The 22,455-nt window shown below is 46.6% G+C and carries 15 protein-coding genes; 4 read left to right on the forward strand and 11 right to left on the reverse strand.

Annotation, left to right across the window (positions count from 1 at the left end; translation table 11 throughout):
* Window positions 1-29: 29 nt before the first annotated feature.
* The 5 genes from ABNK31_RS08490 to ABNK31_RS08510 form a co-directional block, all read right to left on the reverse strand.
* Complete coding sequence (locus ABNK31_RS08490) at window positions 30-926, reverse strand: hypothetical protein (protein ID WP_418895225.1); 897 nt, start codon at window positions 924-926, stop codon at window positions 30-32.
* 60 nt (window positions 927-986) lie between these two features.
* The gene (locus ABNK31_RS08495) at window positions 987-1,622 is read right to left on the reverse strand and encodes a nitroreductase family protein (RefSeq protein ID WP_418895226.1); all 636 of its coding nucleotides are present in this window, start codon (window positions 1,620-1,622) and stop codon (window positions 987-989) included.
* A 109-nt stretch (window positions 1,623-1,731) separates the two neighbouring features.
* Window positions 1,732-4,347, reverse strand: a complete 2,616-nt coding sequence (locus ABNK31_RS08500) for an outer membrane beta-barrel protein (RefSeq protein WP_418895227.1) — start codon at window positions 4,345-4,347, stop codon at window positions 1,732-1,734.
* A gap of 51 nt (window positions 4,348-4,398) precedes the next feature.
* Window positions 4,399-6,972, reverse strand: coding sequence for a TonB-dependent receptor domain-containing protein (locus tag ABNK31_RS08505; RefSeq protein WP_418895228.1), 2,574 nt, complete (start codon window positions 6,970-6,972; stop codon window positions 4,399-4,401).
* 9 nt (window positions 6,973-6,981) lie between these two features.
* Entirely contained in the window at window positions 6,982-7,992 is a 1,011-nt protein-coding gene (locus ABNK31_RS08510; RefSeq protein WP_418895229.1) for a FecR domain-containing protein, read from the reverse strand.
* Between the two features lie 146 nt (window positions 7,993-8,138).
* Between ABNK31_RS08510 and ABNK31_RS08515 the strand changes: the two genes are divergently transcribed.
* From ABNK31_RS08515 to ABNK31_RS08525, 3 genes are read left to right on the forward strand one after another with little or no spacing between them, the layout of a single operon-like run.
* A complete protein-coding gene (locus ABNK31_RS08515; RefSeq protein ID WP_418895230.1) occupies window positions 8,139-8,480 on the forward strand; it encodes a type II toxin-antitoxin system RelE/ParE family toxin in 342 nt (113 codons plus the stop codon).
* A complete protein-coding gene (locus ABNK31_RS08520; RefSeq protein WP_418895231.1) occupies window positions 8,452-8,757 on the forward strand; it encodes a helix-turn-helix domain-containing protein in 306 nt (101 codons plus the stop codon). The genes ABNK31_RS08515 and ABNK31_RS08520 overlap by 29 nt, the downstream gene beginning before the upstream one ends.
* A gap of 19 nt (window positions 8,758-8,776) precedes the next feature.
* Entirely contained in the window at window positions 8,777-9,256 is a 480-nt protein-coding gene (locus tag ABNK31_RS08525) for a GNAT family N-acetyltransferase (protein WP_418895232.1), read from the forward strand.
* Between the two features lie 76 nt (window positions 9,257-9,332).
* Here ABNK31_RS08525 and ABNK31_RS08530 read toward each other — a convergent pair whose 3' ends face one another.
* The 5 genes from ABNK31_RS08530 to ABNK31_RS08550 all read right to left on the reverse strand — a co-directional run bounded on the left by ABNK31_RS08530 (window position 9,333) and on the right by ABNK31_RS08550 (window position 20,663).
* Entirely contained in the window at window positions 9,333-9,935 is a 603-nt protein-coding gene (locus ABNK31_RS08530) for an RNA polymerase sigma-70 factor (protein ID WP_321579687.1), read from the reverse strand.
* Window positions 9,936-10,001: 66 nt separating this feature from the next.
* The gene (locus ABNK31_RS08535) at window positions 10,002-10,562 is read right to left on the reverse strand and encodes a DNA-3-methyladenine glycosylase I (protein ID WP_321578990.1); all 561 of its coding nucleotides are present in this window, start codon (window positions 10,560-10,562) and stop codon (window positions 10,002-10,004) included.
* Between the two features lie 543 nt (window positions 10,563-11,105).
* Window positions 11,106-18,617 carry a cell surface protein SprA gene (sprA, locus tag ABNK31_RS08540; RefSeq protein ID WP_418895233.1) on the reverse strand — a complete coding sequence of 2,504 codons (7,512 nt, stop codon included), beginning with the start codon at window positions 18,615-18,617 and terminating at the stop codon, window positions 11,106-11,108.
* A gap of 157 nt (window positions 18,618-18,774) precedes the next feature.
* Window positions 18,775-19,365, reverse strand: coding sequence for a Holliday junction branch migration protein RuvA (gene ruvA, locus ABNK31_RS08545; RefSeq protein WP_418895234.1), 591 nt, complete (start codon window positions 19,363-19,365; stop codon window positions 18,775-18,777).
* 83 nt (window positions 19,366-19,448) lie between these two features.
* Window positions 19,449-20,663, reverse strand: a complete 1,215-nt coding sequence (locus ABNK31_RS08550; protein WP_418895235.1) for an L-serine ammonia-lyase — start codon at window positions 20,661-20,663, stop codon at window positions 19,449-19,451.
* A 191-nt stretch (window positions 20,664-20,854) separates the two neighbouring features.
* On the opposite strand from ABNK31_RS08550, the gene ABNK31_RS08555 reads away from it, so the two are divergent.
* Entirely contained in the window at window positions 20,855-21,589 is a 735-nt protein-coding gene (locus ABNK31_RS08555; RefSeq protein ID WP_321578989.1) for an acyl-[acyl-carrier-protein] thioesterase, read from the forward strand.
* Here the strand turns inward: ABNK31_RS08555 and ABNK31_RS08560 are convergent, their stop codons facing one another.
* Window positions 21,590-22,450 (reverse strand): lipopolysaccharide kinase InaA family protein, encoded by an 861-nt coding sequence (locus ABNK31_RS08560; protein ID WP_418895236.1) that lies wholly within the window; start codon window positions 22,448-22,450, stop codon window positions 21,590-21,592.
* Between the last annotated feature and the right edge of the window lie 5 nt (window positions 22,451-22,455).

A 22,455-nucleotide genomic window follows, 5' to 3' on the forward strand; every position in this document is an offset into this window, starting at 1 on the left:
TCAAATAGTCACGCTTCTGTAAAAAGGTGTCATTTTCGTGTCGGATCGATTTTAATACCGATAACAGGACTGGCGCTCTTTCTTTTCGTTAGAGGATTTTCGTTCCAAATAATCCCGGCTTCTATCGCAGTTGTAGGAACAAACCAATATTCAGCCGTTGCTCCGAAATAGGTTTGAGGGAACATCGGTAAGGGATATAACGCCGCATTTCGGTTTTGAGAGAGTGGCAATCCTCCGAAAAGATTCATATATACATTCTCGTATAACATAAAACGTGTATGGGCGTGCAACATTAAGACGTTTTGGTCTATATTATACCGATTGCTTCCCGTTGTCAGATAATTGAGGCCTCCATTGAGTTGGAAGTAGTCGCCGGGATGATAGCCGAGGTCTAGCGAAGTATTCCATAGCGGCGCATTGCCGAAATTGGAGTGATAGTCAACATCGCCGTGAAGGGTAAGCGACGGGGTAAGGGCGTATATTCCTCCGGCGTTCAAGCGATAAAATTGTGCGGTTCCGAACACAGGGCTGGTGACGATTCCTAGGGTGGCGGAGGAGTAAAGGTTTAAACGGGGAGAGAGATTCAAAAGGGCTCCGGCCATACCGCTTCTGTAGTCAAGAAACTGTTCTGTGGAACCGTATGGCGATATAAAGGAAGGTTTCTGAAATTGAGGTGTGTTGAGAGAAGAAGGCCTGTTTCCGCTTGCATTGAACAATGCGGTCGGATTAAATTTGTCCATAGGTAATTGCTGCGGCAGAGGAATAATAAGAGTATCGAGCCCTGCCAATGCCGGATGGAAAGGTAGCGATTGCAACTGATGCAGTTTGAAACTGTCTTTCTTCTGAACCGTTTCTTGCGAGAAAGCGGCAAATGACGTCAGCAGCAATCCTGTGAAAAAGAATATATATAACGTGCTGTATTTCATAATGACATGCGAGTTGTTTTTATCGGGGGCGTCGCTCGGCCCCCCTGGTTTACCCTATGCTCACTTGAATTCGATTACAAACTCTTCTTTGGGGACTCTTACTTTTTTCATAGGCCCCAACCAATCTTTTTCGGCATCGGCATAACCCACATAGAGTAACGATACACTCTTCAATCCGTACTTGCTCAGTTGCAAGACTTCATCAATCAGATGATTATCAAAACCCTCCGCCGGAGTAGTGTCGATTTTTAATTCGGCAGCCTGAGCCAAAGCCAATCCTAATGCGATGTAACTTTGCTTGGCGGTATGCACAAAATGCTGTTCTTCCGTTTGCGAAGCATATAAGTTCTTAAGCATATCGGTGTATCTGCCGAAACGCCCTCTCGGTAAATCCCTTTCATCGGTTATTCTGTTATAAGCCGTATCAATACGTTCGGGCGTATATTTATCCCAAGAGGCAAATATCAACACATGCGAGCAATTAATCATACATTCGGGATTAAATGCTCCTTTGGAAAGCCTTTCCTTTATCTCCCGATTCTCTACAACAATCACTTTGAAGGGTTGTAATCCCGAAGAAGTAGGGGCTAAACGTGCAGCTTCTATTATTTTATCTATATTTTCGTTACTTACTTTCTTTGCCGGATCGTATGCCTTTACAGCATGTCTCCAATTTAAATTCTCTACTAGCGACATATTTTTAATACTTTCTAATTCAATCTTACGTTAAAACATAAACCCCGCCTTTTTGTTTACCATCCGGCACCGGAATTTTTGTGCCGGATCAATATCAATATCGATTTTTTTATAATCCTCCGAAACGGGACGTATCTATTTCTTTTTTCTCCTTTTCCTTAAATCCTCCGAAGCGGTAAATGAAGGAGAGGGAAATCTGCCGATTATCTTGGAAGGCATCCAATCGGCTTTTCTGCCCCATATAATCGATCTTGGCAGAAGGAGTACGTGTGTTCAAGATATCCCCGGCGTTGAGGATGAGTTTTGCCCGTTCCCGGTCGAATGTCCACGTAAGGCCGGCCGACAGGTCGCCCGATGCTCCGAGATCGTAAATGCCCTGTATGGCGTTTGGTGTGGAGTAATAGCCGGAAATATTCATTTTTATATCCGGCTTGGAAGACAAATCAATATCGCTATTCAATTGAAAATATCCTAATAGAGTCGTCCGGTTGAAGGGAATATCGAAGAACGTATCGTCTTTTTCACGCCAATACAAGCCGTTGGTAACGAATCGAGAGGAAATCCTCTTGCCGATTGTGAAAGGAATAACAGCTAACAAGCCTGTTTGCCGCTTGAAATCAAAGTTCTGCTCCGTGAATTCCTGTTGCAGTTTTTCTCGCGACTGATAAGGAAGTTGAATAAAATAATCAGGCGTATAGTCCATAAAAACTCGAAATACATATTTTTGTTTGTAGATATAAGTGATGCCTGCGTTGTAATTCCTTTGGGGACGTAAATAGAGATTGCCGTAAATAACCCCATAAGCGCTGAAATGATAGACGGAGGGATTAAGACTCCAATAGGAAGGGTAATTTTTATCGGACGATAACGAAAATTGGAAGATATGACGGGAGGCCGGCGTATAACTTATATTGAATGACGGAAAGAAAGCCTTGTCATTCCAGATCGTACTTTTTTCTTCTTTCGATTCGTTTGTCGCTTTATAAAATTCGGCCGATAACGAAGCTTCCGCCGATAATTTGTCGGAAAACACACCCGATACGCTTGTAAATACATTCCATATCGTTTCATTCTGACGGGTATCGAAAGAAGCCTCTTCGTACTCTAAATCGTTTTTTTTGCCGTCCGACCGGTTTTGCGTATGCGCCAACGAGTAGTTCACTCCGTAATTTAACTGCCACCGCTTTGTGATGGAATGCTTCTGATGCGCATATAAAAATGTCCGGTGAATGGTTTGTTTCGAGGATGAAGTTATTTTTTCCCTCTCTGTGGCTGTTACATCTTGCGGTATATTCAACAAATGATAGTCCGTTTGATTATGATAATAGGTATAATCGCCGCCGGCAGTCAATCCGAAGCGGGCGGCATAATCACCTTGAATATTGTGTAAAGTGTAAGTGCCATCCGAACCCGTTTGGGTGTCTATCCTTTGGGAAGAGATGTCGGTTATCGCTGAGCGGTCGGAACCGTACCGGTCGAAAATGCCTGTATACGACGCATCGACACGGTCTTTATTATCAAACGTATGACTTACTCCCATGCGTGTCGTATGCTCGTTATGGGCGTTTTTGCCTTTGCTTGTTTGTCGAATAAGGTGAGCCTGATTTTCCAATGTATGAGTTGCCGAAAGTTCTTCCTTACTGAAAACCGGACGATGTTTGTAAGCATATAACAGGTCGACAGTTGTTTTTTTGCCCGGATAAAAAAGGCTTGCCTTGCCGTTTCCACCCGCATCACTTTTTTGTGCGTATTCAACCGCTATTTCGCCCTGCCATTTATCGGGCGATTCCCCTTCTTCTTTTAGTATAATGTTAATCGCTGCTCCCTTGATATTGTATTGCGGGGGCGCGCTATACATGATTTCGATATCCTCCACACGCGATACAGGCACGCTCTTGAGTAAAGCCGTCAGTTGGCCGTCAGTCATGGAACTCTTCTTGCCGTTGAGCAATACCGTCATTCCGTTTGCTCCTATAAGCGTGAGCCGTCCGTCTTGTTCCGTGACGCCGGGAATCTCTTTGAGTGCATCATAAGCGTTCGTTAGCGATTTGTTTTTCAGTAAAGAAGGAATGTGATAGATCAGCCGGCCGTTTTCCACTTTCAGCGCCGGTTGTTGACCTTTCACCACCAGTTCTTCCAGTATTTGTGTATCCGTTTTCAGAACAAAATCCCTCACGACCGGCTCCTGCGAATTTGGAGACAGCGATAATTCGGAATGCTCCGTTTTATAACCGATGAAAGATACTTGTAATTGATATTCTCCCGGTTTTAGATTCGTCAAATGATAATATCCTTGTATATCGCTTACCGCCCCTTGCCGGAAATCAGCAGTATTATTTGCCGCTACAAGGACAATATTCGCAAAAGGAACCGGCTCGCCCGCTTCATTCGTAATTCTTCCCAATAAGGCATTTTGCATTGTACGCTCCTCTTTTTTCGCGATGATAATCAATTCATCGGTTTGCATGATATAGGTCAATCCCGTATTTTTGAGCATCGCATCGAGGATCGTTTTCACGGCGGTATTTTCGGCGTTGACCGTTACGCGCAGCTCGTCGGGAACGACTTCGTCGTTATAAAGGATGCGGTAACCGCTGTTTTGTTGAATTTCGGCCAACACGTCCTTGACGGGCTTGTTCTTGGCCGAAATACTGATTTGCCGGTTTTGTCCCTGCAAGATCAAACAGAATAATAAAAGTAGAGTCGTAAAATAGAGTTTTCGCATTGTTGTCCGTTTCAAATAAAACCGGTCATTCTCCATGATGAGAATAATCCTTTACAATCGTTGAATCTCATTTTCCGCCGCCGATTTGCCCTTGTACGATTTTTTATAATTATTGAACCGCCAGGTAATGCCGAGACTGAAGGTACGGTTGTCTTGATCTTCGTGTTGCCAAAAATAAATATTGTTGATGCGTCCATGGTAGATATCGATATCTTTGCGGAAAATATCTTTGCCTTTGAGATTTACTTGAAGCGCATCGTCGAGGAACGATTTTGTGACGCCCATGTTAAAGATATGGCCTGCACGAAAAGTAAAAAACTGATAACTCCCCTCGCTCCTGTAAAAATATTCAACATTCAGCAACCATTTATGAGGTAAACGGAAGTCGTTGTTCCATTGAAAAAAATATATTGGTTTATTTATAATGATATCCCCTTCGATGGAATTGACTTTCTGAATATTTTTCTGAAACATTGCCGTCAAGGAAGGCTCATAGATCCCAAAGCGATGCCGAAGGTTTAGTTCGCCTGAAAACTGTTGTTGCTTGTCGAAGTTCTTCCAAGTGTTGATGTAAATCTGCGGTTGTTGCGGATTCGTATAAAAATAAGCTCCTATAAAATCCTTATTATAGGTATATTGCAGCGAAAGGTAAATAAATCGATACATAAGCGAGTACTGTATCTTGTGGGCTGTTTGCGGCTGCAATTTGGGATTTCCCTCTTGTTGGGAGAAACGATTGAGGTAATAAGAGTAATTATTCAACCGTCCGAACTGCGGGCGGATAATTCTCTCACCATAATTTATCGATTGCGAAAGTCCTTTGTGGGTATGGGAAACCGAAAGGCTCGGAAAGAAATCATGATACGTTTTTTGGATATCGTTGTGAGAATTCAACAAATCGTGATATCGATATTGAACGTTTTCGAAACGCAGTCCCGCATTGATGGTCAGGTTGTTTTTGGTGAAATAATAGGACGCGTATGCTGCGCGTTTGTTTTCCTCCGTTTGCGATTGTGTATTGTTTCCCTGCTTGCCCTCGTACATCAGCGTGTTGTCGCCCTCCACGCGGCTCCAATCGCCACCTGCCACCAGCGAATGTCCGGATGCGACAATGTAAGAGAGTTTCGGGCTGACGGCATACACATGATAGGTGCCTTTGTTTCTGTTTAGGGTTTGGGTATCGCCGTAATATTCGGATTTTTCTTCAATATTCTGATCGCGTTGTGTATACGTACGGGCATAGTCGGCATATAGATCGAATTTGATTTTATCGCTCCACTTTCCGCTGTAATAAGCGTTCAGATGGTGTTGTGTGTCCTTATCCTTTAAAAGAGAATTTCCCGCTATCTCGGCAAAATATCGATCGTTGGCTTTGATGGTGGAATTGAACGGCGCGGAATCGTCAAAGGAATAGGTATATCCGTCATACATGAAACCGATATTATGATTTTTGTTGATAGCGTAATCAGCTCCCGCAGAATAAGAAAAATAGGGAATGGAAGAATGAGTAACCAGCCGGTCGGAATGCTGCCAAAGCGTATCGGTTGTAGCAATTTCGGTAATCATCCATTGAAAGCTTTTTTTTGCGTATTTATCGAAACCGAAGGTTCCGAACAAGTTCAATCCATCTTTTTGATAATTGAATTTCAGAGCTTCGCTGTTTCCCCATTTTTGACGTCGCCGCAGTTCGGCATCTACTTGCAACGACCATCCGTCCGACCGCTTAAGGGTTGTTATCGATAAAACCGCTCCGGCACTCGCGTCGTATTCCGCACCGGGATTCGTATTGAGTTTGATGTCTTTGATGTTCTTCACTTCCAATTGTTGTACTTCGTTCATCGAGTGCGCTTTTCGCCCATTGATATAAATGACGGGCGTGCCGCCTGTAAAGGATGTGATTTTTCCATCTTTTATAATTATGCCCGGAATTTTGCGCAGGACATCCGTCATATTTGTTTCGTGGCTGAGGATGGAGTTTGCCACGTCGGTTACCAATGCGCCGTTATCAAGCTTGAAAAGCGGACGGTTCCCTATAACCGATACTTCACTTAAGAATTTACTTTCGGGTGTTAACCGGATGCGCCCTACGGTATTCTGCGTTACGTGCCGATGCGCTTTTTCATATCCCAAATAAGAGATTTGCAGCAAACAAGGCGCATCGGTTTGCCGGCTTAAAGAAAAACCGCCGTTAGCGCTGGTGCTTACCCCCGCTATAAATACGGAATCGGGCAGGGACAATAAAACGACACTCGCAAAAGGCAAAGGATCATCGTTTTCATCCGCTACCATACCGGTAATGTCGGAAGAATTTTGCCCATATTCTTTTTTGGTAATGATAATCAATTCATCGGTTTGCATGATATAGGTCAATCCCGTATTTTTGAGCATCGCATCGAGGATCGTTTTCACGGCGGTATTTTCGGCGTTAACCGTTACGCGCAGCTCGTCGGGAACGACTTCGTCGTTATAAAGGATGCGGTAACCGCTGTTTTGTTGAATCTCGGACAACACGTCCTTGACGGGCTTGTTCTTGGCCGAAAGGGAAACCTGTTTGTTTTGCGCCTGCAAAGGAAAAATCGTAACTAAAAGTACGATCAGCGTAAGATGTTTCAGATAATCCTTCATGATTGTTTTTTACTTTATAATTACCTGCCGGCCTTCCATCTTGTAGGTGAACGGATAGGATTGTTTGAGTGCGTCGAGCATCTGCTCCAGCGTTTCGCTTTTAATGCTGCCTGTAAACCGCTGATCGGAGAGTTGAGGTTTGTCTATCCGGATGGAGACGTTATACCGGCCTTCCATCAGCTTAACCAGATCGCCGAATTTTTGCTTCCTGAATACCAGCGCACCCTTCAGCCATTGCGTTTGGGGAAGGATGCTGTCGTTTGCCGGAATCAAATCACGGATCACGTAATTACTGTCCGTTACGAATGTTCCTTTGTCGCGCACCACGATTTTTTGATTCGGTTTCAGCAACACTTCCTTGGCTCCCCGGCGTTTCTCCTTCACCGCTACCGATCCGCGGACAAGGGCTACCTCTATCTCTTCTGCGCGTGCGCTGACATTAAACGCCGTCCCCTTCACGGTTATATCCACGTCGCCGGCAGAAACGACGAGCGGAACCGCGGCATTGCGTGCGACATCGAAAAAGGCTTCCCCCGTAAGAGCGATCCTTCGTTTGCCGGTTCCGAATCGGGCGTTGTGTGCGAGACGCGAATGCTTGCCGAGCCACACCTGCGTGCCGTCGTCCAATACCGCGTATAGATTTTCGTTGCCCGCTTCGATCGCTTCACTGTACAAGTTCTCCGAAGGCAGATATCGATAACCGATGATACTTAATCCGATGAGGATTGATACCGAAGCGACAATACGCGCCCAAACAGGGATGATGCGCCGGGAATGGGACTGAGAGTCGGGTTGATGCACGTCTGCATTCTCGATTCGATGCCATACTTCATCCAGCTTGGCATCGAGATCGGCGGGAATACCCGAAGCCTTTTTTTCCATAAAAACGTGGATCTCGTCGTATATCTTTTTCAGTCGGCGATCCTGCGCGAGTATCTCTTGCAATTCTTTCCGTTCCTTGTCGGATAGATTGCCGCCGAGTTCTTTCGACACCAATGCGGAAAATGTATTTTTTGTCATAGTCTTTTGTCGTTTATAGTAATGACACACCGTATCGGGAAAATACGTAGTCATCTACGATTTTTTTGATACATATATTAGAGAGAGTCCTTCGAAAAGTCCCGATAAAAGTTGTATGATATATCTACTTTTTATATATTTGCGGCATGAAAAGGAAAATTATTGCTTTTGGAGAGTATTACCATACTTTTTTGCATTCATTGTCCGATAAAGAACAATTGAAAGTGAGATACGTGTTATCTTTACTTGAAACCCAAGACCGATTGCCTGTCAAATTTATCAGATATATAAGAGATAATTTATACGAATTACGAATAACCTATGATGGCAAGATATTCCGCTTGTTCTTTATTTTTGACGACGATAAACTAATAGTCCTTTTTAATGGGTTTCGGAAGAAATCACAAAAAACGCCTAAGGGTGAAATAGAGAAAGCATTAAAAATTAAAGTAATTTATTATGAACAAAAAAGAATTCGAAATACATGACATTAGTGCAGAGTTGGAGAAAGAATATGGCGCTCACGGCACTCCCGAGCGGGCCGAGTTCGATGAGAGAGCGTACGCTTTTTATACCGGGCAAGTGATTTTAGACGCCCGTAAAAGCGAGAAGATGACGCAAACTGAACTTGCCGAACGCCTCGGCGTACACAAATCCTATATTTCTAAAGTCGAAAACGGCGTAGTCAACCCCAGCGTGGGATTCTTTTACCGAATCATGAACGCTTTGGGTTTGCAAGTCGAAATCAACAAAAGGGTGGGATAACGAATGTGCCGATGTACGAATGGAAATAATTCAGATACGTAAAGCGGAAGCAAAGGATCTCGAAAGAATCGATGAACTGTTGGAACAGGTGTTGTCGGTACATCACAAGGGGCGTCCGGACTTATTCAAATCCGTTGGGCGGAAATATACGGATAAAGAATTGACCGAAATTCTTCACGACGGGCAAAAGCCCGTCTTAGTGGCGGTGGATGAAACAGATTGTGTGGTCGGATATGTTTTCTGCCTGTTGCAACAGCATCTGGACAGCGCTATTCTGACCGATATCAAGACTCTGTATATCGATGATTTGTGTGTGGATGAATCTCTTCGGGGAGAGCATATCGGAAGAAAGCTCTATCAGGCAGCGGAGGAATTGGCTAAAGGACAGGGTTGTTATAATATCACCTTAAACGTATGGAGTTGCAATCCGCAAGCGGCTAAATTTTACGAAACCTGTGGATTCAAACCGCAAAAAATAGGGATGGAAATCCTTTTATAAAGATTTTTTTTGGGGAACACTTCCCCGCTATGCGGTACTCCTCTTAAGATAAGAGGAGAAGGGCAGCCGGCATCCCTTAGACTAATACTGAGAGCATTTTTTTCATTTGCCTTTTGCGGGGTGAATATCCTAAATAAGCGGTTATTTCCGCTTCGAGCTGTTGAATGGCTTTGTAGAGGTGGGTTTCTACGGTACGTTGCGAGAGATGCAATATTTGCGCCGTTTGTTTGGCGGTAAGTTCCTGTTCGCGAATCATTTTAAATACTGTCTTTTGTTGGTCGGGTAACTGCTCTACAATAGCGCGAAGGTTCGCTGATAATTCATTATCTTCCATGCGGCTCAACGGCGTTTCTGTGGCTGCCGATTGCGATACGGCGGTTTCCTCTTCGATAGAGACCATGCGGGTAGCGGTACGCTTGGCGTTTAAGCATCGGTTCTTCACGGATACATATAAGTAGGTGACCGGATGATCGACAGAAGATAAGGATTGCCGATGCAACCAGATCTCCACAAATACATCCGAAACGACTTCTTCCGCCTTGCCGCTATCAGTTAAAAAGAGTCCGGCAAAACGTACCAAGCCGGTATATTTCGCGCGAAACAATTCATCGAAAGCTGCCGGATCATCTTCGGATATCCGGTGAAACCATTCTTTTAGGACGGGAGCGGGTTGCTGCATCTTGATACTTTACTGTTATCTTAGGGACACCTTCCGGCGGGAAAATACGTAGCCCGATTAAAAAAATCAGTCATCTTTATGATTCTTCCACATCGGTTTTGAACGCATAATTTGGTCATAAACCGGACAACTCTCGGAGTGCGCCCCGGGAAGATAGCCGATACTCATTAAAAACTCGTTTACGATTTCACCGCCGGTAAAGCGAAAGGTTTGCTTAAAAAGCGCGACCCACTCCTCTACTGTTTTAGGATGATGATGGCGCAGCCATTTCTCAAAAGACCCGTATTCTTTTTGCAGGAGTAAAATAGTTTGGGCATTCTGTATGACAGCATCGATCTTGCGGCGGTTACGGATAATGCCGGGATCGTTTAAGAGGCGCACGCGATCCGTTTCGGTATAAGCGGCGATGGTTTTGATATCGAAATGATCATACGCCCGGCGCAAAGCGGCTTCTTTTTTAAGAATGGTTTCCCAACTCAATCCGGCCTGATTGATCTCCATAATCAGGCGGCCGAACAATTCATTATCATCATGCAAAGGAAAACCATAATGAAGATTATGATACTTTTCGTGCAATGTCTTTTTCTCCCCCGGAGGAAGGGAGCGGATGAATGAACAATAATCCATATTCGATAAATTTTGATATAAACAACAACCGATCGATTTGAGTGGATAAAGGTACAAAGATTTACGTATATTGCAACGAAGGTTCCGTTTAAGGTGATACCGGAAACAGACGTCTTATGACCCGTCGAATCGTCTGAAATAGCTTATCCTTTCGGACAGAGAATGAAAAATCAATCACTGAAATGTGAATATGAATAGGAGGAAAAGCAAAATAGGTCTCTGAATTGTGAAAATATTTGCATGAAATGTAAAAATTAGAGGCTCTTTTGTAAAAATAAAAGCCTTTAATATTAAAATGTTTCTCTGTTTTGTAAAAATATAAGGGTATAACGTTAAAACAAAAGCCTTTTTATTGAAAACAGGATTGAAGGTGAACAAAATAGAATAGAAGGTGGACGGAATAGAATAGAAGGTGGACGGAATATGATAGGAGATAGACAGAAAATGATAGGAGGCAGACGCAAAATACTTCGGAATAGACAAAAACAGCCCCATAATAACCGGAATAAGGATAAAGGTGGAGAGAATGCAGGGTGGGGAGGATTATTGATTGAGATTGAACCGCAAACTCAATCCCGCATCGGTTTCGGAAGTGGGATAGGAGGTGGATGAGATGAGCGGCGTGTTGATAGCCTTATCGAAAAAAGCGCGTAAGGTCAGCGCCCGGCTCAAGTCATAATCTGCCGAAAACTGGATGGTCGTGGTCCGTAATCCGCTCGTGGCCTGCGAAAAACCATCTTCTATTTTGCGGATAAGAGCATGCGTCGTTTTGTGCGAAACATCGAAACGGATGTTCAAGTCATTCGAAAAAGTAGACGCTGTATTGGAAGCCGTATTCGATGCTTCCGTATCGGTTCTTCTACGTCGGGGAGTCCGCCGGCGGTTGTTTTCGCGCAAATTGATGCCGAGCACACGGTTAAAATCGGGAATGCGGTAACCCAATCCGAATACCCAATCGTTATCGCTGGTTTCGACAATCTGATACGATGCGATGTTTAAGTTGACCGTGCGCGTTTTGTTCCATCGCAGGTTGAGGGACAGGTTATTATTAAATACTCCACGGGCCTCGATTAACGGGCTGAAGCTTTCTATCAAATTGACCGACGAAATATCGTATGGCGAAGACGGCACGGGCAAACCGGTCAGCACATCACGGACATAACCTAACCCCGACCCGTCGGCGGACGAGACTCTGCTTAAGAAAGAGGTATAAGCCCCCACGCGGTATTGCGAGATATACTTATGGGTAAACACGAGCGATTGGAAGAGGTCACGCAGCGGCAAGAAAGTAGACAGCGGATTGAATGATATATTCCAGTTGGGTAGGAGCGACGTGATATCAGGAAAAGCCGTCAGCCCTACATTGTTGGGATTCTTGCCGGTATAGGCCGCCAGAAAGGCGGGGATAAGCACATCGGCCGAGTTCGGGTTGATATCGGCCACCGAAGGGTCGAATGACTGTCCGCCCAGACCGGTTTGCGCGATAAACCCTGCATTGGGATACGTGCTGCCGGTATAGCGGTTGCGCCAACGGGCGGAAATAATGTCTTTATTGCTTAGGAAAGCGTCGAACGTAGCCGAGCGGTAGTTATTCGCCGTAGATGAGCCCTTGAAAGCCGACGCAAGGGAGACCGTTGTCATCGCGAAACTCCCGCCCTGTAGTTGCGGTTGGCCTTCCACCATGTACTGAAATTCCGTTCGCCGGTTGTCTTCGTAAAGCGCGTTCAAATCGATCTTCAATCCGCGAAAAGGCTCTATCACCGCATCCATCCGCACGTTGGTCGTGACATTATAGACCGCCGGAGAAATATTTTCCGGGTTTATGACCAGCCAGTCGTTATGCAAGGCCTTTTCAATATACTGTCCGCCGCCTTCCAGTCCGAAAGCAAAACCCAAGCCGGGAATCATCGTTCCGGCGGAGTTGGATTGCCCGAAGAAGTCGCCGATCATCGGATTGAATCCGGGCAGGTCGGTACGGGTTTTATAAGCGATGTTGACGTTGAGGCTTCGAAGCATCATCAGCCCGCGGGCTGCATAGCGGGCGATATCGAATCCCGCAGGCTCCCGAGGTGGCAGCGTAATCGTACGAACGACGACATCTACATCGACTGTATCCCGATTGAGAAGGGCGATACGGTTGTTGTCCAGTTTTTTGTGGCGTAACACATACTGCTTTCCATTCCGGCGGGCGGTTATACGAAGGTTTTTCGAATTTAGGTTGTGTGTGACGATGGTGTTCGAATCGGTTTGCAAACGAACCGTTTGCGTGGCGGTACGCTCTTCCGGTTCAGGTGCGGCATCGAGAGCCTTCGGAGTCCCCGCGTCTCCGTCGAAATAACGGTTTGTTTGTTGCAGAAAGGGAATTTTATTATAGAACGATACCAAATTGAAGCGGTTGTTTAAGGTGAGCGACAGTTCGTTTTGCAGATAATTTCCAATCGTCACATCTTCAATATAAGCACCCCGTTCCCAACGGTAGCGCGAGTTATAGGCGGCGCTGGAATGAATCCAATCGAGTATCGGTATTTGGGCGAATGGAAGCGTGTAAGTCACATCCGCCGTTTGTTCGTGACTCAGTGGCTTCCCGAGATTTTGAATGCTTTGCGTCACCGAATCTTTCCAAATTTCATAATCATTGCGGTTGATCTTTTTGTTCACTTGCAGGTAAGGCTCTTCGATTTCGGCAATAGTTCCCGAACGGAACGATGTTTTCAGGTTACGGGTCAAATCCCACGCGATCGAGAAGTTCCGGTTCCATTCGAAATTTTGGCTGAACGACAAGTATTGGGTTTGCGTTTCGGTCATCCCCGCCAGATAGGCGTTCAGGTCGCGTAACTGCGTCTCGGAGTAATTGCGCACAATATAACTGCTTGCCTGAAGGGTATTGGGGAGATAATTCAAGTTGAGCGATTTGATCAGTTTCAGCCATCCCGATTTGCTTTCGAGATGTTTAAAAGGCTCCCATGGTTTCACAAACGGAGTGTAAGCGTAACTTGCCTGAAGGCGGAAATCTTGCGTGGTGGCATATTCCGTTTCGGGATCCTGATGTTTGTTTTCGTTGTACGAATATCCGAAACTGAAGTTCGCCGGGTCGTAAGGCATCGGGGTTTTACTCTTAATGTCGACTTTTACATTACTCAAGCTTAGGCTTTTGGTTGTCGTTCTGGTCATGGCGAAGTTGATAATGGAATCCTTTTCCGTGCGGCTATTCGTCCCGTTGAACGATTCCGACAATAGAATATCCTGATTCAACGGATCGTATTTAGGCGTATTGGTTTGACTCGAATAGGAGTAATAGAAAGGTGCGGTAACTTTCGCTTTCTCCGGGAAGAAGCGTCCGAGTTCGAGGTTCAGCGCAAAATCGATGGACGCATAATCGTCGTTTCGCCTTTCCAGCAAACTTTGGTCGAGGGCGCCGAAGCCGGCGGTTTCTTTTCGTCCCGAAATATTCACTGCGCCGATATCGGAAAGGCTGAGATTCACGTTTCCCTGTGCCGCCCATCCCCCGTCTTCATCGAATTCGCTGAGGCGAAGCTCGTTTACCCACACTTCGCCCGATTTATTCTTATCGGTGCGGTTGCGGACACCGATCATCATAACCTTTACTTCGGCTAAAGACGGGTTTCCGACAATCGTCATCGTGTTATCGGGCTTATCCGGATCTTGCGCCGTGTAAGGGGTTAGGTAATTCACCCCGTTCCCGAGGTTTTTCTGCGTATTCCGCTCTAATTTCAGATTTGTCAACGCTTTCAACGGGAAATCGAATAAGTTGCCGGGCATCCACACTTTTTCGCGGTCGGCCGTTACATTACCGTTATACCGTCCCTCGGGCGTAATATCCAACGGTATTTCATATTCATAATAGTTGTTGCGATAATCGGAACCCAACCGCAGAAAAACCGTCAACTCGCCATCCTCCAGTGTTTCCGGGTCTTCCTCCAGTTCTTCGGCGTGTACAAAAAGTTGAAGGCGTTTGTAGCGGCGCAGGTCATAAAGCGCGCTCTTATAGACAGCGCGCGAGTCGCCGGCATCCAAATCGCGTATTTTAAGCGATATCGATTGCTCGTTCTCCTGCCGCAGTTGAGGCTGGCTGGGATCGGTAATGCGGGTCACACCGGGAGGCAACACATAATTCACCGGCGTGCGGTCGCCATTCTCTTCGATGTTTACGGTGGATAGTTCCAGCGACCCCGTTCCCGATACGGCGCCGCCCGATGCTAAGTCCTGCGTATAAGTGCGCCATTCGCTGCGGACAAGCTCGAGGGTGGCGAACCGCAGAAAGACCGGATCCTCGAAGCCGGTCAGAAACATACGCATAAAGCGGATATTGTTGAATCCCCGGATGTTTCCCACCCGCGTTTCATACTCTTTAATCGGGACTTTAAATTGATACCAATTGACCGTACTGCTTTGCCCGTTGCGTAAAGCGACACTCACCGAACGTTTGTCCACGATGAAATTGCTTCCGACGACCATCTCCCCGGGACGAAGTTTTACTTTATATTGATAGTACGACTCGCTTTCATTCATCGTGTTATCGTTATCGATATCTTCCACGTCGGGGGTTGTCCTCGAAGCCGTGGAGTAGCCCGCATCCTCTTCGGGCGCCAGCGAGTTTCCTTCCGTTCCGTTAAAATACTTATACCGTTCCAAAATGCTTAATTGCTGCCGATCCTGTTCCGGGCCCCGGTAATGGCGGAAGTTGTCGCCGGCCGGATCATTGAGCGGAGAATGGGCATCCTCTTGCAGGCGCGCGATCGCATCTCCCGACAAGCGCGAACGATAAGTTTCAAGATAGCTCGCATACGTTGGATACGTTTTTTCTTCTTCGGTGCTTAAGCCGTTTAACCCGACGTCCTGAATGCGCCGTGAATTCATTCCCTGCGACTGGTCGAAAGCATACACGGTGGACTGCCGCTCGGGATACTTCCCCCACACCGAATACCCGATGGCCGCGGTGTCTCCGTCGACGGGCAGGCCATTCTCAAAAAACTTCCTTCCGTCTTTCAATACATCTTCCGATATCTCGCCCAAATTGAAATATAAGTCGCCGCCCTGAGCCGTTTGCAGGGTGTCGTTCACAAACGGATCCATCAGCCAGAACTCGATATATTCAATATTCGCCGCTTCAAAATCGCGCGTGTCGATCTTGCGGGTGATTCCTCCCCAACGACGGTACGCATTCAGCAGATGTCCGTCCGAATCGACCTCCGTATCCAAATTGTAAGGGCCCCGTTCATTCGGATAATAAGAGATATTCAATACCGGAATGGTCGATGCCTGTCCATAAATAGGATCTTTATTGGGATAAATTTCGCGTTCATATACTTCCCTGACCAAATGGTTCGACAATTGTTCGTCATCGTTTTTTATATGTGCCGGCGTACGGCTCGAATTGCGTTGCGTAAAAAGGCCATCGATGTAAAACCAAGACATCAACGCCCGATTCTTGGTATATTCGATATTATTGGATAAGGCGGCTTCGGGAAACAACCCGGTGGAGGTGTTGTTGTAAGGGGTGGCGGCGAGCGTCCAGGCATACGGCGACCGCAAGTCGATACCGGAGGTCGATGTCTCGAAATCATCGAGATAAGAATATCCCCCGGTGTATTTGTTCCGGTAATGTCCCGGAATCATGTGGGCAAATTCCGCATTGGCCGAAATGTGGGAGGGGGCGGTGGCGTTGACGAACGGCAGCAGGTCGAGGAGATTGGTCAGCAGGTAGGATTCCTTTTTATACGATGCATTCAAACCCCACAGCGTGTTTTTGACCGATTCGTCGCCCAAAACGGTCTTCGTCGTCAGGGGCTTCTCATAAAAATGCATCAGGGTGCCGCCGATACTCAAATTTTTGGAATAATCATACAACAGATTGATTCCCATCATGGTTTTCCGCTGCATGCTCGCCATTGCCTGGTTTTCGAGCGACACGCTGATGGGTGTGCCCGCATCGAGAAGCGACTGGTTGAGGATATTGACTGTCCCGGTCATATAATCGACCGTGTAGTCGGAGCCTTCCGTCAGGGTGACCCCCGCAGCGGTTACCCGCACGGAACCCGGAGTGACATTCGTTGCGTTCAGGCTGATTCCTGAGCCCGACGTTCCCCGGTATTCACCGCTTATCCGGAATTTGTTTTTTTCCGATAGCTGGCGGGCGACGGTTAACGTGGAATCGTACAATTCCTGATAGACATATTTATCGGCAAGGGCATCATCGGCAATCTTGCGGCGAAGGTGGGAGCCGAACGGTTCGACGACGGGAAAGATGATGCGCCCGTTTTGCGCCGATACGGTATAGCCGTCGAGGAAGTCGAAGATGCCGTCGGGGTACGGATCGTTCTTACTGTTTAAACGATCGAGATTCATGACCCGCAGCAGGAGTTCGTTCCGGATATTTCCTTCGGGAATATAATTCAGATAGACTCCCGTGGTATCGCTCTGATAGGTAATGTTCATCTTGAAGCCGGCGCTTTGCAAATTATAGGCGTTGTAACCGACCGAATAGATGTTCTTCATCATTAAATCCCAAGTGTATGAAACGGGCGAAAGCGAGACGGGTTTCAGCAGCTTCAAAAACAACGCCCCGCTTTGTGAAGCGCCAGTGCCCGCCGAACCGTCGGTAATATCGCTCGAGAATTCGCCGACCTGATAGGCCTGTCCGTTATAGGTGAATTCGAACGCCACGGCAAGCACTTCATCCGCCTGCAACGCGCTACGGAGCGAAAGATAACCTAATTGCGGCTGATAGGTGTATTCGGATGGACTAAGCAGGCGCGCATTCTCGATCTTTTCATAATCTTGTCCTTGCACGATGGCGCCCGGAAAAACAGTGTTTGCCCGGCGGATATCGCGTACGGCGGAGTAGGTGGAAATAAGTTGGGCATAGAGGTTGTTGGCATCGTTGTAGGTAACGCCGGCGGAACCCTGCGCCGACCACATGGGGTTGTGGATGATGTCGTGTTCGCCCAAGTCGGCAAACGCAATGATATTCCGGGCTTGTTCGAAGTTCGATGTTTTATTGGTCACCCAAACTTCCATTTTGGTAATCGACACGGACGAACTGACGTAGGGTAATTTGCTCATTGCCCGGTCGAAGGCTTCGCGAAAATAATATCCGAGGAAAAAATGGCGGTTCTCGTCATATTCATCCGCGCGTAACTCAAATGGCGTCGTTTGAATGTTTCCGTTTGAATGAACGCGGCTTGACTCCGATTCTTGTTGTGAAAAGATCGTATTGACATGCAGTTTGCCGAATTGGAGGTCTGTTTTAATCCCGAAGAGCGCCGCACCGCCGTTAATCAGCGAATTGGTGGTTGTCATACTCACATTGCCGGCCTCTATATTTTTAATAATTTCGTCTTCGTCTCCCTGATAAGCCAGTTTAATGCGTTTGGAATCGAAGTCGAAGCTCGCATCGGTATTATAATTCAACCCGAAATTGATCTTCTCTCCCAGTTTGGCATTGACATTCAATTGAATGTCTTGGTCGAAATTAAACGTATTCCGCTTCCGTGCGCGTTCCGGCAGGGTAGGGTTGTTCGTCACCGAACGCTTTAATCCGGAGGAAACTTCCACCGACCCTTGCGTCGTGATTTGCAGTCCGCCCCGACCGAAAATATCTTCCAACACGCCGGTGTTCAGGCGCATGTTGGAAAGCGAAAACGGCTGCTTTTGTTCCCGGGCCGAAGAGTCGGCGGTAAACGCGTTCAACGTCCTGAAATACGACGTTTGTGTTTGGGAAGCCCGGTACTTCATGTATTCTTGGGGCGTCATATAAAAAGGTTTACCGATAACGGTTTCGCCGATCTTGTTCTGAAAAATATAGCGGTCGGTTTTTGCGTCGTAAACGATTTCGGTGCGGATATTCGAGGGAGTCTGGAGGTCTACGGGCGATTGTTTATCGAGATCGGAACGCTGTTGAAGAAGCGTTTTTTGCACCGGATAGCGGTTTTGCAAGCTGTCTGCGACCCTTTCCGGTTCCGTCGTTTGGGCATATACCGATCCCTTTCCGCTGCATACGAGCAGAAAAAGCAGAAAGAGTATGTTTTTTTTCAAATGCACGAATCGTTAGTCTACGGCTTCCGGTCGCCAGTCTACGGTCTAAAAGTCTAAAGTCGAATATCTCAAGTCTAAGGTCGTCAGTCATTACCTCATCCCTCATCCCTCATCCCTCATCCCTCATACTTCATACCTCATACCTCACATCCCCGGTTTACAATCGCTTCAAGGCGTCTTTGATGATGGCTTCGACCGGCAAAGAAGGAGCCGTTTTCACAATCTTGGCCACCACTTTTTGCGAAGCTTGTTGCGAGAAACCCAACATAACCAAAGCCGATACGGCTTCACGTCCTGTTTCCGGTAGCGAAGCATGCGTCGGCAATTGAAGGGCGCCGGCTTCATCCGTCAATTTGATCTTGTCTTTTAAATCCAAAATAATGCGTTGGGCGGTTTTAGCTCCTATTCCTTTAACGGATTGCACCACCGCCACATTTTCGGTACCGATGGCCGCTTCCAGTTCCTTGGCGCTCATAGAGGAGAGAATCATGCGCGCCGTACTCGGCCCTACGCCCGATACGCTGATGAGTTGCAGAAATAATGCCCGCTCATGGATATCGGAAAATCCGAAAAGCACATGCGCGTCTTCGCGAATGGATTCGTACACATATATTTTTGCCGCAGTCGCGCCGTTTAAAGCGCTGTAGGTGTTTAGCGAGATGGACGCGATATACCCCACGCCGGCACATTCTACCGTAATGGAAGCGGGCGTTAACTCTGCAATTTCGCCTTTAATATAATCGATCATATTCTAAAAAATAATACTATTTACTGGTCTCGTAGTTATAACGCAGAATTTGCCAAAAACGTATATCGAATGCGGATACTTTGCTACATCGGATGTCCTTTTGCCAATCCGCCTTCACCCGTTTCTTTATAAAGGGAAGGAATATCGTGTCCGGTTTCTTTCATCACATTAACCACCCGGTCGAACGATACGCGATGCGTGCCGTCGGTAAAAGAAGAATATAAGTTGGCATCGAGGGCGCGTGCGGCAGCATAGGCATTTCGCTCGATACAGGGTATTTGTACCAATCCGCACACCGGATCACACGTCATGCCCAAGTGATGTTCAAGCCCCATTTCGGCCGCATATTCTATCTGGGCCGGACTGCCTCCGAACAATTGGCTGGCGGCTGCGGCGGCCATCGCACAAGCCACACCTACCTCTCCCTGGCAACCGACTTCCGCACCCGATATGGAAGCATTCTTCTTCACCGTGTTTCCGAATAAGCCGGCGGTGGCTAAGGCGCGCAAGATACGTTTTTTGCTGAAGCTCCGTATATCTTCCAAATGGTATAGTACGCTGGGGACAACTCCGCAAGAACCGCAAGTGGGAGCCGTAACAATTTTGCCGCCTGCCGCATTTTCTTCCGAAACGGCCAAGGCATAGGAAAAGACCAATCCCCGCGATTGCAACGACGCTTTGTACCCTTTCGCGCGTATGTAATAACTGGCGGCCTTTCGTTGTAATTTAAGGGGTCCCGGTAGGATGCCTTCATTCTCCAATCCACGTTGAACAGCCTCTTGCATCACCGTCCATACTTCTTCCAGATAATCCCAGATATCCGAACTTTCGTATTCTTCCACATACTCCCAATAGGTTTTGCCCCTTTGTTCGCACCAATTCAGAATGTCGGTGATATTGCCTTTCGGATAGATCTTTTGGCCTTCAGCGCCTGAAAGCGATATGATTTTCTTTCCATCCGACAACGTTCCCCCTCCTACGCTATATACCGTCCACGAATCGGAGACTTTGCCTTTGGTGTCGTAGGCTTCGAATTTGAGGGCATTCGGATGATACGGCAAGAACTTTTTCGGCTGCCATTCTATTTTGGTGCGGGCTGCCGGTTCGAGCACGTCCAAAATAGCGACATCCGTAAGATGCCCTTTTCCGGTAGCGGCAAGGCTCCCGAAAAGCGTAACGTGATATTTCGTTGCATCCGGAGTACGACTCCGGAATAATTCGGCAGCCCTTTTCGGACCCATTGTGTGGCTGCTCGAAGGCCCGTTGCCTATGCGATAAATTTCTTTGATTGATTCCATATTGAAGTGCTAAGACGTATGATTGTTATTGGTTTCACAAAGATAACCCTTAAATCGATAATGGACAATGGAATTCATCATTCATCGTTCATCGTTCATTATTCATAATTCATAGTTTATAGTTCATCGTTCATAATTTATAGTTTATAGTTTTACATTATTTCCGTATTTTTGCACCCAAATTTGCATAAATGAAAACGACAGGAACTTATTCTTATCATATTGGCGCACAAGATATCGATTTTAGAAAGCAGGTATCATTGCCGTCTCTGACAACTATTATTCTGACCACGGCGGGACGAAATGCCGATGAAAATGGTTTCGGACTGCTTCATCTCTTGGAGCAAAACTACACTTGGGTATTATTGCGATTGACTGTGGAAATGAAGCGGATTCCCCATGAGAATGACGAGATTTCGGTGGAGACCTGGATCGACTCGGTCGGCACGGCTTTTACAAACCGTAACTTCGTCTTTACCGATCAATCGGGCGAGATCATCGGTTACGCTGCTTCTTCATGGGCGATCATTCATATGGAAACGCGCCAAAGCGTGCTGCTCGATACGTTGACGGGACTTTCCGATTTCATTGTTCCCAAATCGATTCCTATCGCTACGCCGGCACGTATTCCCAATGTCAAAGGCGACGTCGCCAACACGTTCCGAGTACAATACAGCGATTTGGATATTAACAGGCACGCTAACAGTTTGCACTATATCGAATGGATATCGGATTGTTTTTCATTAGACTTTTATCTTTCCCATACCTTGAAACATTTTGAGATTAACTTCCTCCGCGAACTTACCTTCGGAGACGAGGGGGAAGTGCATTGCCAGATGAAGGAAGACGGCGATTATTATTTCCAACTGGTAGCGCAACGGCAAGGGATTGCCTGCCGTGCGCGTTTGTTGTTCGAGCCGCAATAATCAAAGGCTTCCCGTAGAACTTTCGGGAGTGCTGTGATGACGCGACTTAAAGCCTAAAAGATGCCGTAATTTTTTGACCTTTTGTTTGAAGCGGTAAAACAGGGCCAACGCATCGCGGTAAAACAACATCTTTGAGACCGTTCCGATGTCGCTCGTTTGCGAGGCTTCGGCATAGGCGGCTCCTACAATGGCATATCTATCCGCCGGAAGAATCATGCGCCGCATGCTTTTCATCGATTTCCGTCGGGAGTATTTGCCGAAATGCATCCGGTTATTGTCAATGAGACAAAAATCATAATCGGGTGCAGAATTCATGACAAGGATATTTCCCATGTTGTAATCGTTGTGATAGACTCCACATAAATGAAGCCGGTAGGTGAAACGGCCCAATGCCCTGAAGAGCGCTTCCGATTCGGCTATCGGTCGTGCGATAAAATCCGATAACGGCGGATAGTTTACATACAAACAGATAAAATAGCTCTTTTGTAAAATACGATGTTTGAAACAATCGATAAAAGCTACCGGCATCGGCGTTTCTATGCCGCGGTTTGTTAAGGCAAAAGCATGTTCATACGCTCTTTGCGCTTTTGACTTTCTTAGGGTGCCATACAACAGGCGGTTGACGTCGGTCAGGCGGTTATACGATTTGATGCTAAGACGGATGCCGTCGATTTCCACCACGCTGACATCGTTGCGCCCCGAGTAAATCGTTTTGCCCGGTAAGGATTTGCTGTCCGGCAAAGAGGCGACAAAATCCGATAATGCATCAAAAGAAGGGTTGATCGCTTTCTGTATCCGGAATTTACTTTTGCCGTACTGTTTTTGAACGGATTCTTCTTTACTGTATAATTTCTTTTTCATTTGTA

The organism is Limibacterium fermenti, assembly GCF_041902845.1.
GTDB classification, from domain to species: domain Bacteria; phylum Bacteroidota; class Bacteroidia; order Bacteroidales; family Dysgonomonadaceae; genus Limibacterium; species Limibacterium fermenti.